Annotated in this window: 10 protein-coding genes; 9 read left to right on the top strand and 1 reads right to left on the bottom strand. The window is 65.4% G+C overall.

Annotation, left to right across the window (positions count from 1 at the left end; all coding sequences use genetic code 11):
- The first annotated feature begins 61 nt into the window (after positions 1-61).
- The 7 genes from prfB (at position 62) to lysS (ending at position 9,584) form a co-directional block, all read left to right on the top strand.
- Positions 62-1,166, top strand: a protein-coding gene (gene prfB / locus HH302_RS15100; protein WP_172203056.1) for a peptide chain release factor 2 whose coding sequence is annotated in 2 segments (ribosomal slippage) — positions 62-142 and positions 144-1,166 — 1,104 coding nt in all. Because the reading frame shifts where the segments join, the coding sequence is not laid out codon by codon here.
- Between the two features lie 37 nt (positions 1,167-1,203).
- Complete coding sequence (locus HH302_RS15105) at positions 1,204-2,571, top strand: hypothetical protein (protein WP_371814721.1); 1,368 nt, start codon at positions 1,204-1,206, stop codon at positions 2,569-2,571.
- Positions 2,572-2,583: 12 nt separating this feature from the next.
- Positions 2,584-3,189, top strand: coding sequence for a DUF1294 domain-containing protein (locus HH302_RS15110; protein ID WP_172203057.1), 606 nt, complete (start codon positions 2,584-2,586; stop codon positions 3,187-3,189).
- 6 nt (positions 3,190-3,195) lie between these two features.
- On the top strand, positions 3,196-3,939 hold the full coding sequence (locus tag HH302_RS15115) for a hypothetical protein (RefSeq protein WP_253946162.1): 744 nt from the start codon (positions 3,196-3,198) through the stop codon (positions 3,937-3,939).
- A gap of 6 nt (positions 3,940-3,945) precedes the next feature.
- On the top strand, positions 3,946-6,735 hold the full coding sequence (locus HH302_RS15120) for an AAA family ATPase (RefSeq protein ID WP_172203058.1): 2,790 nt from the start codon (positions 3,946-3,948) through the stop codon (positions 6,733-6,735).
- Positions 6,736-6,793: 58 nt separating this feature from the next.
- Positions 6,794-7,897: a GGDEF domain-containing protein gene (locus HH302_RS15125; protein WP_172203059.1), complete on the top strand. Its 1,104-nt coding sequence runs from the start codon at positions 6,794-6,796 to the stop codon at positions 7,895-7,897.
- Between the two features lie 181 nt (positions 7,898-8,078).
- On the top strand, positions 8,079-9,584 hold the full coding sequence (lysS, locus tag HH302_RS15130) for a lysine--tRNA ligase (protein WP_172203060.1): 1,506 nt from the start codon (positions 8,079-8,081) through the stop codon (positions 9,582-9,584).
- Positions 9,585-9,767: 183 nt separating this feature from the next.
- Here the strand turns inward: lysS and HH302_RS15135 are convergent, their stop codons facing one another.
- Positions 9,768-10,652: a GyrI-like domain-containing protein gene (locus tag HH302_RS15135; RefSeq protein WP_172203061.1), complete on the bottom strand. Its 885-nt coding sequence runs from the start codon at positions 10,650-10,652 to the stop codon at positions 9,768-9,770.
- 249 nt (positions 10,653-10,901) lie between these two features.
- Here HH302_RS15135 and HH302_RS15140 point away from each other — a divergent pair, with 249 nt between their 5' ends.
- Together HH302_RS15140 and mnmC are read left to right on the top strand one after the other, a co-directional pair.
- Positions 10,902-11,183 carry a hypothetical protein gene (locus HH302_RS15140; RefSeq protein ID WP_172203062.1) on the top strand — a complete coding sequence of 94 codons (282 nt, stop codon included), beginning with the start codon at positions 10,902-10,904 and terminating at the stop codon, positions 11,181-11,183.
- A gap of 271 nt (positions 11,184-11,454) precedes the next feature.
- Positions 11,455-13,377, top strand: a complete 1,923-nt coding sequence (gene mnmC, locus HH302_RS15145) for a bifunctional tRNA (5-methylaminomethyl-2-thiouridine)(34)-methyltransferase MnmD/FAD-dependent 5-carboxymethylaminomethyl-2-thiouridine(34) oxidoreductase MnmC (RefSeq protein WP_246479845.1) — start codon at positions 11,455-11,457, stop codon at positions 13,375-13,377.
- Positions 13,378-13,466: the final 89 nt, after the last annotated feature.

The raw sequence follows: 13,466 nt of genomic DNA on the forward strand, positions 1-13,466 counted from the left end.
CAGCGTGCGCTGCCCCCCAAGGGGGTGCCCGCCTCCTCGAATCGGTTCATCGGAGGCTGATATGGACGCAGAACGCATCAACGCGATCGCCAACAAGCTCGAGGATCTGAAGACCCGCGAGCACGCCCTACGGGGGTATCTTTGACTACGAGACCAAGCATCGCCGTCTCGAAGAAGTCAATCGCGAACTGGAAGACCCGAACGTCTGGAATGACGCCGCGCGGGCCCAGGAACTAGGCAAGGAAAAGAAGACCCTCGAAGGCGTGGTACTCACGCTCGACGACATCGTCGCGCGCATCACCGACTGCCGTGAGCTGTTCGAGATGGGCCAGGCCGAGGAAGACTGGGACACCGTCGAGGCAGTCGACGCCGATGTCAGCGGTGTCGAAGAGGTCGTAGTCGGCCTCGAATTCCGCCGCATGTTCAACAACCCGATGGATCCGCGCCCCTGCTTCATCGAAATCCAATCCGGCGCGGGCGGCACGGAGGCGCAAGACTGGGCCGGCATGCTCGAACGCATGTACCTGCGCTACTGCGAGCGCAAGGGTTTCACGGTTGAACTGCTGGAAGAATCCGAAGGCGAAGTCGCCGGCATCAAGAGTGCCACGATCAAGGTCAGCGGCGAGTATGCCTACGGCTACCTGCGCACCGAGACCGGCATCCACCGCCTGGTGCGCAAGAGCCCGTTTGATTCCAACGCGCGCCGCCATACGAGCTTCTGCTCGGTGTTCGTGTTCCCGGAAGTGGATGATTCGATCGAGATCGAGATCAACCCGGCCGATGTGCGTACCGACACCTACCGCGCCTCGGGTGCGGGCGGTCAGCACATCAACAAGACCGACTCCGCGGTGCGCCTGACGCACATCCCCAGCGGCATCGTTGTGCAGTGCCAGAACGACCGTTCGCAGCACCGCAACCGCGACGAGGCCTGGCAGATGCTGCGTGCGCGGCTTTACGAGGCCGAACTGCGCAAGCGCCAGAGCGAACAGCAGAAGCTGGAAGACACCAAGTCCGACATCGGCTGGGGTCACCAGATCCGCTCCTATGTGCTCGACCAGTCGCGCATCAAGGATCTGCGCACCAACTACGAAGTCGGCAACACGCAAGCTGTGCTCGATGGCGACCTGGAAGGCTTCATCCAGGCCAGCCTCAAGCAAGGCGTCTAAGGAGACCGGGGCGGCTGTACTGCCCGCCCCGCCCTGCATGCAAGACGCACACATCCACGACCCGGCGCAGCCGCGCAAGACCGCCACTGACGCTGGCGGCACGCGCCGTCACGCCACCATGGCGCAGACCGATTCATGGCAGGCCGCGGTGGATGGCGGTGCGCTGGATGACTTTCTCGCTGCCGGCGTCACGCTCGACGATGTGCCAGCGCTGTGGTCGCTGGCCCGCGCGCAGTCACTGATCGCCGCCTTCATCACGCTGTTCCGCGGTGGCGAGGAAGAAGTCTTCATCCGCCTGCATGTGCTGCGCGAGATGGGCGGCCGCGCCGAGACCCCACGCTGGGGCCCAGACGAACTGCGCCGCCACTTCGCCTACCTCGACCCGATCAAGCTCGAAACCGTGCTCGCGCGCTTGCGCGAAAACGGCCTGATGGTGTTCGGCGAAGACCGCCAGTACCAGCTCACTGATGCCGGCCGCAACGCAATGGCGGCAGTGTCCGTGCTGCTGCGCTTCGGCGAGGACGAAGACGCCGAACTGGGCTTCCTGACCACCCAGCTCGCCGGCATGCAGGTAACGGGCACGGTCACGCCCGAAGTGCTGCAACACCTGCTCGCCAAGCTCAATGCGCTGAGCGAGTCCTTCGAGGAAGCGATCGCCTCCGGTTCCGAATTCCGCATCGTCGAAGCCCGCAGCCGCCTCTCGGCCAATATGCGCTGGCTCGACAAGGGCACCGGCATCCTGCGTTCCCTGCTTGATGTCGAAGAGGTAACGCCCGAGATCGGCCGCGTCGCCCATGCGATCGGCCTCGCACAGAGCAAGCTTGCGCGGGTTGATGCCGCCTTCCAGCGCGCGCTCAACAAGATCGAATCGCAACGCGTCACCTTGGGCGAATCGGGCGTGTCCTCATCGGACGTGATGGTCTGGCTGCGCGGCAAGTCGACCGCCGAGATCGCCGCACTGGCAAACAACGCCCTCGGTGCCGCACCGCAGACGCAGTTTGTCGCCGGCGGTCATGAGTTGCTGGACCGTGCCGAAAGCGCGCTATCCGAAGACGTGCAACGCATGGAAGCGGACAACAGCCTGCCGACGCCGCAGACGGTCGACCAGAACCTCGCGCCCGAATCGGAAGACCTGTCGCTGCTGTGGAAGCTCACCGACCGGCTGATCAACGTCGCTGAAACAGCGCCCGCGCAGCGGCTGGTGCTGGGTGGCGGGTTCGCGCCGGCGAGCTACCGCCTTTCACTGCTGTCTCTGTTGGGTGGTGTGGAAGCCCAGGCCGAAGGCCCGGTTGCCGACCTCACGCAACTCCCCTACGAACTCGTTCTTGAGGATCACCAGATCCCGGTGCATCAGGACGAAGTCGCCACCATGTCGGCGGGCGTGGTCCGCCGCCGCGACAGCTAAGCAGGCCTACCGATGCGCCAAGGCACGATCACCCAATGGCATGACGACAAGGGTTGGGGGCTCATTGCGCCCGACACCCGCGGCGAACCGCTGTTCTTCCACATCAAGGCGTTTGAGCCGCAGACGCGACGACCCCAGGTGGGTTTGGCGGTGATCTACCTCGCTGGCGTCGATGCCAAGGGGCGCGCACGTGCGACCTCGGTCAAGGCGCCCGCGTGGATGGGTTCTGCCGACAACCAGTCGCGCCAGCCGCGCGGCGGCCGCGGTGCGCCGACATTCCCTTGGTTGGCAGGCCTGGTTGCGCTGGCCGTGCCGCTGGTGGCCTGGCAGTTGAGCGGCATGATGCTGCTCGGCGCCGCCTATGCGGTGATGAGCGTGATCTCGCTACTCGCCTACAACCTCGACAAAAGCAAAGCAGCAGGCGCGGGGCGACGGACTCCGGAGTCCACATTGCATCTGCTGGACGTGGCATGCGGGTGGCCGGGCGGCCTGCTGGCGCAGCACATGTTCCGCCACAAGAATCGCAAGATGTCCTTCCAGGCTGGCTTCTGGGTGACCGTCGCGCTGAACATCGCGGCCGTCGCCTACCTCCACCCAGCGCTTTCTGCACTTCACTGACGCGGCATGGAACACGAAATCACAACGCTTACCGCGCGCCTGCTGGCCCATCGCTGGCTGCCCCGAACCGATACGCAGGTCAAGCGCGCGCTGGTCGACGAAACCTTCCGCCATGAACTGGAGCATCGCCTCGCGCAGGTCGGCCTGGTGCTACTGGACAACCCGTTCGCCGCGCATGTCGCGGTCGGCTTGCAGGAAGACATGCTCGATGCCGTGTTCGGCGGGCGTGACTACCAGGCCAGCACGATGGGCCTGACGCGCGACGAGATCGCGCTGCTGATCGTGATCTGGGCGCTGATCATCCTGCCCAAGCGCGAACGCCAGCTCGGACGCCGCGAACGCGACGACGACGGCCAGAACGACATGTTCGGCCAGGACAAACCGATTACTCACGGCGAGGAAGTCTCGGGCGCGATCTCCGAGGCGTCGCTGCTCGCTGACTTCGGCAGCCAGTTGGGCGGCAAGACCAAGGTGCGCAACTTCGCGCTCGGCAAGCTTGCGCGACTGGGCTTCATCGAGCGTCGCAACGGCATGATCCACGAAGGCCCGCTGCTCGACGTGCTGCTCGACTACCGCGTGCTCGCCGACCGCATCGTCAACGGCACGCTGGCCGACGTGCTGGCCGCCGCAGGCCACGCGCTGCCGCAGACCGAAGACATGGAGGAGGACGAGGAAGCGTTCGACGTCGCACCAGCCAGCGCCGCGCCCTCTGCGCCCTCCGCCCCCAAAACCGATTCCACGGACGCCTGATCCCGCATGTTCCACATCCGCGAAATCGAACTGGTCCACTGGGACTTCTGGCGCCGCTTCACGGTGCCGCTCGACGCCCAGATCATCACCATCGTCGGCCCCAACGGCTCTGGCAAGACCACGCTGCTGGATGCCCTGCGCACGCTGTTCGCGCTGCGCTGCTCCGGCAAACGCGAGTTCCGCCGCTATGTGCGTCGCGCCAACGCCGGTGTGGCGTGGATCCGCGCAACCGTCGCCAACCGGCCGGGGCCGACCGGCAAGCGCCCATTCTTCCCCTGCCTCAAGGACGACGTCACGCTCGCCTGCCGTATCAAACGCGCCGGCGGCGACTGGACGCGCGAATACACGATCGAGGACGGCATCGTCGCGATCGAGGAACTCGACGAACGCGCGCAATGGGCGGGCCTGCGCGACTACCAGACGCGTCTCGCCTACGCCGGCCTGACCCCCGCCATTGCGAAGGTGCTCGCGCTCGAGCAAGGCGACACTGACAAACTGTGCGAATACTCGCCGCGCGCCCTGCTCGACCTGGTCTTCGACGTGTTCGGCGACAAGGAAGTGCTGGACAACTACCAGACCGCGCGCACCGAGCAGCACACCGCGCTGCGCGAACTCGAGTCGCTCGCGCTCGATCTTGAAAAGCTCCGCGCCCAGGCCGAGGCCAAACGCCTTGAAGCGGACCGTTACATGGAGTGGCGCGACCTCACGCGCGAAACCCAGGCGCTGGAAGCGGAGATCATTCCGCGACTCGAAGTGGCCGACCTCACGCGCGAAATCGCCGAAGCACGCGGCAAGCTGCGCGGCGCGCGCGTCGATACGCGTGAGCGAACCGCCGTCGTTGCCAGCGCCAATGCCCGGCTCGCGGAACTCGACAGCGAACGCGCCCAAGCGCGCGAAGCGCTGGCCAACGCGAAGGCGCTGCTGGCTGAACAGGACGCGTTGTGGCTGACCGCACGCGACCGCCTGCGCGACATCGACCGCCTGCTCGCCGAGCGCGACGCACTGCGCGAGCGTGTCAGCCGCGAACACGGCGCCGATGCCCTCGCCAGCGAAGAGGAAGCCTCCGCCGCGTTTGCCGCCGCCGACGCCGCACGCAGCGAAGTCCGCTCGCTCAAGGCACGCTTTGAGGAAGTGACCGAGCAGTTGCGGCAAGCGCGCGACAAGGCCGGCCCACCGCAGGAAGCGGACGTGCGCCGCTTCCGCAGCCTGCTCAACGACGAAGGTATCGAACACTTCGCATTGGCCGAACTCACCGAGGTCACCGACCCGGCCTGGCAAGGTGCCGTCGAGGCGATCCTGCGACCCTACCGTTCGTTGCTGCTGCTCGAAGACGAGAACGACCGCCATGCGGCCTGGTCGCTCGGCGAGCAGGAGCGCTTCCGCCACTTCCTCGTCGCCGACCGCTCGCCCTGCCCGGGGGCAATGCCCGGCAGCCTGCTGGAAGTGGTGCGCTTTGCCGGCGACCCGCCACGCTGGCTGGCCGACTTGCTCAACCGCATTCAGCGGGTCGAGAACGCCGACGCTGCCAAGCGCCTGCCGAAGGATCAGGACTGGATCACCCGCGACGGCTACCACCGCGAGCGCCGCGGCGCCCGGCACTTGGGCGTGCCGCACGAGTTCTGGTTCGGCGCCCTCGCCCGCACCGCGCGGGTCGATGCGCTGAACGCCGAAGTCCGCGACCTGGACGCCCGCCTGCAGGCTGCGCAGAAGCAGCAGGACGAAGCCGATGCCCGCCTGCGCGCGTGCCGCGAAAAGCTGCTCGGCCTGCAAGCCGCAGAGCTGATGCTCGCAAGAGCATCCGAATTCGAAGCCGCTGCGCAGGAGCAGACGATTGCGCGAGCCGCCCAGCAGACCGCCGAAGCGCAACGCGAAGCAGCCCGCGCCGAAGTCACCCGTCGCGAAGAGAGCCTGCGCGGCATCGACATCGAAGCCAATCGTCGCAAGGATGAACTGCGCGTTGCGCGCGAGGCGCTCGTGCGCCTCAACGCCGACGACAAGCCGCAACGGCTCGAACAGGCAGCGCGCCTGATGCGCCTGCGCGGCAAGCGCCGCGGCATGCCGCGCCACTGGCTGGCACCCGAAACGCTAGCCGGGCTGGCCGAACAGTTCAATGGCCTTGCTGGCGCGCGCAACGAACTGGCACGCCTCAAGCGCCGGCTCAACGAAGGTGACTGGGCGACCGACGATCAGGTGCTGATCGTGCGCGACAAGCTCAAGCTCGAACTCGACGCCCGCGAGCGCGACTACCGCGAACGCAGCGGCTACTGCGAACGCACCCGCATCCTGGTGGACGAGGCGCGCGCCGCCTACATCGCGAAGCTGCGCGCCACCGTGCGTCAGTACGCCAAGAACCTGCGCGCCTTGGGCGACCTTGCAGGCATCCATGTCGAATGCCCCACCCCGCTGCTGGAGAACGAAGACGCGACGCTCTCTTCGGCCGGGCTTGAAGTGGCTTTCGATTTCGACCAGAAGGGCGTGCAGACGCTCAACGACGGCGAGGCATCCGGTGGCCAGCAGGTGATGAAATCGCTGATCCTGCTGGTGGGCCTGCTGATGGACGACGCCCGCCCTGGCGGCTTCGTCTTCATCGACGAGCCCTTCGCGCACCTGGACGTTGCCAACATCGACCGGGTTGGTGCCTTCTTGCGTGCAACACGGGCCCAATACCTGATTACGACGCCAGTGACGCATAATGCCAACGTCTTCCAGCCGGCCCAGCTCACCCTGGTGACGCGCAAGAAGAAAGGCGGCGAGGACTGGGCACCCCCAATTGGCGTGCTGAGACGCGAAATCTAGCCCTCAAGCCCTTGCAGCACCTGCCGTTAAGCGACTAACCCACACAGCCTGTGCTGACATGAGCGAAAAAAAGGGTCTTGCCAGTCTTGCCGGAGCACCGGACCAGAGCATGTTCAAGCTGCTCGGTCAGGTACGCGCGATGTCGTCGAGCCGCGATCGCGAGCAGATGACCTTGCGCCTCGTCACCGCGATGCGCGATGTGCTCGGCGCCTCGGAAGTCACGCTCTACGCCGTCAGCGCGTCGCCGAAAGGCCCGGTCGGCGCAATCGTTGCCGTCGCGCGGCCCGACCATGAGCAGGTCGCGAATGAAGACGAAGATCATCCGCCGGTCGCGCTGCATGAAGATGCCTTCCTCGACGGCGCAATTCGCTCCAGCGATGGCGTGGCAGAAAGCAACACGGATGGCATCTACCGGCTGGCACTGGCGATGGGGGACGCGGGCAACCCGCACGCCCTGCTCGTCGCACGTTGTGATGTGGCGCCGGAAGCGCGTGTCCGCGACGCCTTCCTGCATGTTGCGCACTTCTATCAGAACCAGCTCGATCTGCTCGACTACGCCGAGCTGGACACCCTGACGAAGCTGCTCAACCGCAAGACCTTTGACGAAAACTTCGATCGCTTCATCGCCAGCGTCGGCCGCGCACAGCAGACCGACCCGGAGCGCCGGCAGCAGGACGATCTGGCTGCACGCCCTTCTTGGATGGGCGTGATCGACATCGACAAGTTCAAGCGTATCAACGACACCTTTGGCCACCTGTTCGGCGATGAGGTGTTGCTGCGCGTCGCGGAGGTCATGAAGCACTCGTTCCGCCAGCGTGACAAGCTGTTCCGCTTCGGCGGCGAAGAGTTCGTCGTGCTGCTGCGCAACGTCAGCGAAGCGGATGCCCGCGCGATCTTCGAGCGCTTCCGCACCGCGGTGGAAACACATGAATTCCCGCAGGTTGGCCAGGTCACCGCATCGGCCGGCTTCACCCGCATCGACCCGGTGCTTCCACCCGCCGAAATGCTGGGCCACGCGGACGAAGCCCTGTATTTCTCGAAAGAGAACGGCCGCAACCAGGTGAACTGCTACGAAGATCTCGTCGCACGCGGTTTGCTGGAAGGGCCCAAGCAGGCCGACAACACCGGTCTGCAAGCCGATATCGACGCCCTCTTTGACTGAGCACTGAGCCGGCGCACTCGTGCCGGTATCGCGCCGCCCGCCGCTTCAGCATCCCTGCACCCCGTCAAAGCCACAGGGGGCGCTGAATATGTCAAAATTCAATACTTTGCACCGCGGGGCGCCCATGCCCCGGACGCCCGGCCTTCGCCGGTCGCCGCGTGCCCTGCCTTGAGCTTCCGCCATGTCCGAAAACAACGAATCGCAAGTCCCTCAGGACGAGAACCACATCATTGCCGAGCGTCGCGCCAAGCTCGCGAAATGGCGGGAATCCGGCAAAGCCTACCCGAACGACTTCCGCCGTGAGAACACGGCCGGCAAGCTCGACGAGCTGTATGGCGACAAGGACAACGAAACGCTCGAAGCGACCCCGGTTGAAGTGAAGGTCGCCGGCCGCGTGATGCTCAAGCGCGTCATGGGCAAGGCCTCGTTCATCACGATCCAGGATCTTTCCGGCCGCATCCAGCTCTACGTCACGCGCGACGCCGTCGGCGAGGATGTGTACGCCGACTTCAAGACCTGGGATCTGGGCGACATCGTCGGCTGCGTCGGCACCCTCTTCAAGACCAAGACGGGCGAACTGTCGGTCAAGGCAAACGAGATCCGCCTGCTGAGCAAGTGCCTGCGCCCGCTGCCGGAAAAGCACAAAGGCCTCACCGACGTCGAAACCAAGTACCGCCAGCGTTATCTGGACCTCATCACGTCGGAAGAGTCGCGCTACACCTTCGTTGCGCGCAGCCGCCTGGTGCAGTCGATCCGCAACTACATGAACGGCCACGGCTTCCTCGAAGTCGAGACGCCGATGATGCACCCGATCCCCGGCGGCGCCTCCGCGAAGCCCTTCGTGACGCATCACAACACGCTGGATATGGAGCTCTTCCTGCGCATCGCGCCGGAGCTTTACCTCAAGCGCCTGGTGGTCGGTGGCTTCGAAAAGGTCTTCGAGATCAACCGCAACTTCCGTAACGAAGGGACGTCCACGCGGCACAACCCCGAGTTCACGATGATGGAGTTCTACGAGGCGTATGCGGACTACACGCTGCTGATGAACTTCACCGAAGGCCTGCTGCGCCACGCCGCGCGCGAGGCACTGGGCACCGAGGTGTTTCAGTACCAGGGGCGCGAGCTGGATCTGTCCAAGCCCTTCCATCGCCTGACGATGGCCGAGGCGATCCACAAGTACCACCCGGGATTCTCGATGGAGCAGCTCAACGACGCCGCATGGCTGCGCGAAAAGCTGACCGCGATGAAGGTGGACGTCAAGGGCGACGCCGGCCTCGGCACGCTGCAGCTGCTGATGTTCGAGGAGAACACCGAAGCTGAATTGTGGGAACCGACCTTCATCGTCGACTACCCGACCGAGATCAGCCCGCTGGCCCGCAAGTCCGACACCCGCCCGGAAATCACCGAACGCTTCGAGCTGTTCATCGTCGGCCGCGAGATCGCCAACGGCTTCTCGGAGCTGAACGATCCAGAAGACCAGGCAGAGCGCTTCCTCGAGCAGGTCAAGGCCAAGGAAGCTGGCGACGACGAAGCGATGTACTACGACGCCGACTACGTGCGCGCACTGGAATTCGGCCTGCCGCCCACCGGCGGCTGCGGCATCGGTATCGACCGCCTCGTCATGCTGCTGACCGACAGCCCGGCGATCCGCGACGTGATCCTGTTCCCGCAAATGCGGCCGGAGTAATCAGCCGGTCTGTTCCGCTCGCCGGATGCACCCGAAACCCGCAGGGCGAGAGCCTTGCGGGTTTTTCATTTGTTCCCGCCTCACCGCTGCGGCGTGAGCCTTCGTGTGGCCGCCGCAAGTATCACAGTGCCAGCGCGCCCAGCATCGCGGCCGCGCGCTGCGCGCCAAAGGCGTTCACGCCGCTCACTCGATCGGGATGTACAGATCGGTGATGAGCTGCTCCGGCGCCACCTCGCGCGGATCATTGACGTAGTGCTCGCAGGGCATCGCGTCGCGCAGCGTGCAACCGGAATGCGGTATCCAGTCGCGATACACGCTGGTCCAGGCCTGCCACAAGGTGGTGTAAGGCCCGACATGGCGGAACACGGCCCAGCGCCCTGCGGGCAGCGTTTCGCAATGCAGTCCGTCGGCCAGCGCCGGCATCTCGCCCTCGATCACATAACCAGCAATGAAGCGCTGATCCGGGTCGTCAGGGCCGCGTGGGCAGTCCGGCGCCATCGCGATTGCGCGCTGGACCCGTGGCATCACGTCCATCGCCTGCGCACCGGCCATCAGCCGGGCAAACGCGCGCCGCGCAGCGACACCCATATCGTTGTTCACGCGTCCGCGTTCAGTCGCGCAAAGCACCTGTTGTTCCGGCAGGGTCGTGATCTCAGGCGTCAGCATGGGCAGTTCCTTTCTTCGTCGTGGATAGGTACGTTCGCCGACCAGGCCAAGTCGCGGATCAACCGCGCTACCGCGGATTTCGCTTGCAGTCATGCCGAAATGACGGCGCAACGCCTTCGCAAGTGCGGGCCCACCCTCAAAGCCGACCTCAAGGGCGATCCGGGTGATCGGGTCGCGGCCCTTGCGCAAGCGCTCCACTGCACGCGACATGCGCGCGAGAAACACATATTCGGCCGGCGTAAGCCCCGTCATCGCAGCAAAGACGCGATGGAAATGAAAGCGCGACATCGACGCAACGCTCGCGAGCTCGCCCCCATCCAGAGGGCTGTCGAGATGCTGGCCAACATGGGCAATGACAAGGTTGATGCGGCGACGATAAGAGAGTTCAACGGGTTTGCGCATGGTGATTTGGTCTGATCGAGGCGCCAGTCTAGGTTCCTTCTCGCCGACGCACGTCTCCGCGATTGCTCACTTTCGGCACACGATGCGCTTCAGGGCGCTCCGCGATGGATTCCGCCGTGCGCCTAACCCGGCTCAGTTGTGCTGGCAACACTGCACAGCGATTTGACATCACTTCACAGTCAGAACGAGGCATCCGTAAGCTTCGCGCGCTAGATTTCGCCCCCTCGATTCGCCTGATGGAGCGCGCCCATGAACCAGCTCAGACCGGACCGGAACTTCGCGGCCCTGCCGCGGCCCGTCATCGAAGCAGCACTCGCTGCGCCGACCGGCGACAACCCGATCGCTTGCGAAGTCGCGCGGCTTATCGAAGCGTATTCCTCACTGGCATTGAAGCTGATCGACAGCGGCAAAACAGCATGGGTGCTGCAACACACCTCGCCAGAGACCGCTGTTGAGCAGATCGCCCGCGAAATCAGCGCGGAGCAGGTACGCGGGATCATCGCGGCGCGGCGCCGCGGCGTTTGCGTGTGAGCAGGCCATTCGCTTGAACCGCCGTTCATAGCGCCAACCGCCATCAATGCAGGGTGGGCCGTCCGTCTGGCAGGGGCGGCGCAACGGCCGCAAACGGCTCGAAGGCGGATAGAATTGCCCCGACGGTGCAATTCGTTGGGGCGAGCTCTGGGGTCTTCGTCAGCCTGGGGCACGCCTCGGCAGCTTCATCGCTTTGCAGACAATGCTTCCGAGCCGCAGACACGCCGGGAGCAATCTGACTCCAATCCCCTCCAAGACAGAGCCAGCACGCGTGAGTACCGATTACCGCCCCCTCGAAACCGCCAGTCTTCAGTTCGGCGAAGACGGCACGCCGTACTCGATCAAGTACGACGACGTCTATCACCCGCACGCAGGGGCGATGGGCCAGGCACGGCATGTGTTCCTCGGTGGCTGCGGGCTGCCGTCCGGCTGGCAAGGGCAGGAAGACTACGTCATTCTTGAAACCGGTTTCGGTTTGGGCCACAACTTCCTCGCGACTTGGGAAGCCTGGCGGGCGGACCCGAAACGCTGCAAGCGGCTGCATTTCATTTCGGTCGAGAAACACCCGTTCCCGGTCAGCGATCTGGCCGAAGCCCACGCCGCGTCGGGCGCGCCGCCGGACCTTGCCGCGAAGCTGCGGGCTCAATGGCCATTGGCGATGCCCGGCTTTCACCGCATGCATTTCGACGAGGATCGCGTCACGCTGACGCTGCTGTTCGGCGAAGCACACATGATGCTGCCCGAACTGCACGCACAGGCCGATGCGATCTACCTGGATGGCTTCGCCCCCGGCAAGAACCCGGACATGTGGTCGCCGGCGGTTTTCGAGGCACTCGCGGAACGCTCGCACTCGGACACCCGCATCGCCACGTGGTCGGTCTCAGCCTGGGTGCGCACGGCACTGGCCGAGGCTGGCTTCCTGACGGACAAGCAGGCCGGCTTTGCCGGCAAGCGCGAGATGCTATGCGGACGCGCAACGACCATCTCGGAGCGCCGCCTGAATCCGACCGATCGTCGCGCCATCGTCATCGGGGCGGGCCTCGCCGGCACATCGATGGCGGAGCGGCTCGCCTCACGCGGCTGGGATGTCCAGTTGCTGGAATCCGCTTCGCAGCCGGCCCAAGGGGCTTCCGGCAACCTCGCAGGCGCCTTCCGGCCCCTGCCCTCAGCCGATGATGGGCGCCTGTTCCAGATGACCCGTGCCGGCTTCCTCTACGGCCTGCGCCACCTCAAGGGCCTGCAGGCGGAAGAGCTTAAGGTCCGCTGGGCGCCGTGCGGCGTGCTACACCTTGCGCGCGATGCCGAGCAGGAAGAAAAGCAGCGCGCCATCGTCGACGCAATCCAGGCACCGCAGGATTTCGTGCGTTTCGTCGACCGACGTCACGCCGAGCGCATCGCTGGCGCGCCGGTCGCATACGGTGGCTGGTTCTTCCAGCTTGGCGGCTGGATCAACCCACCCAGCCTGTGCGTGGCCAACCTGGCGCGCTTTCCGGGGCGCATTACCGGCCGCTACAGCTCACCGGTCGCACGTCTGCAGCGGGTCGGCAAGATGTGGCGCGCAGTGGCCGCTGACGGCCAGCTGCTCGCCGAGGCACCGGTCGTGGTGCTGGCGAACGCCGCCGACGCCAAACGCCTTGCGCTGGCCGACTGGATGCCGCTGCGCGTCGCGCGCGGGCAGGTTTCGCATCTGCCAGAAGATGCGATTCCCGCACTCAAGACGGTCGTTTGTGGCCAGGGCTATGCAACCCCGGCCATCGATGGCGTGACCTGCGCCGGAGCGACCTTTTTCGCCGACGACGAGTCGACCCATGTGCGGCTTGGCGACCATCTGGAAAACCTCGACAAGCTGCAGAAGATGCTGCCCGGTTTCGCCAAGAACGTGCCGATGGATCGCCTCAGCGGCCGCGTCGGGCAGCGCCCGGTCTCGCTCGACCGGATGCCGATCGCGGGCGAGATGCCTTCGGTGATGAGTGGTCGCGGTTTCGACATGGCCACCGTACCGCGCCACGCCGGGCTGTACATGCTGTCGGGTTTCGGCGCTCGAGGGTTGGTGTGGTGCTCGCTGCTGGCGGAATACGTTGCGAGCCAGATCACCAACGAGCCCTCGCCGCTGCCTGACTCGCTGGCCGATCGCGTGGATCCGGCGCGCTTCCTGTTCCGCAAGATCCGCAGCGCTCCGGTCGCCGAAATCTGAACTGTTCCGGCGGCGCGCGCCCTGCCGTGCCGCCCGGATACAGATGTAAGCGCAGGTAAGACCGGTCCTCCAAACGCGAGGACCAGCGT

The sequence above is a fragment of the Niveibacterium sp. COAC-50 genome (assembly GCF_013184235.1).
Lineage (GTDB): Bacteria > Pseudomonadota > Gammaproteobacteria > Burkholderiales > Rhodocyclaceae > Niveibacterium > Niveibacterium microcysteis.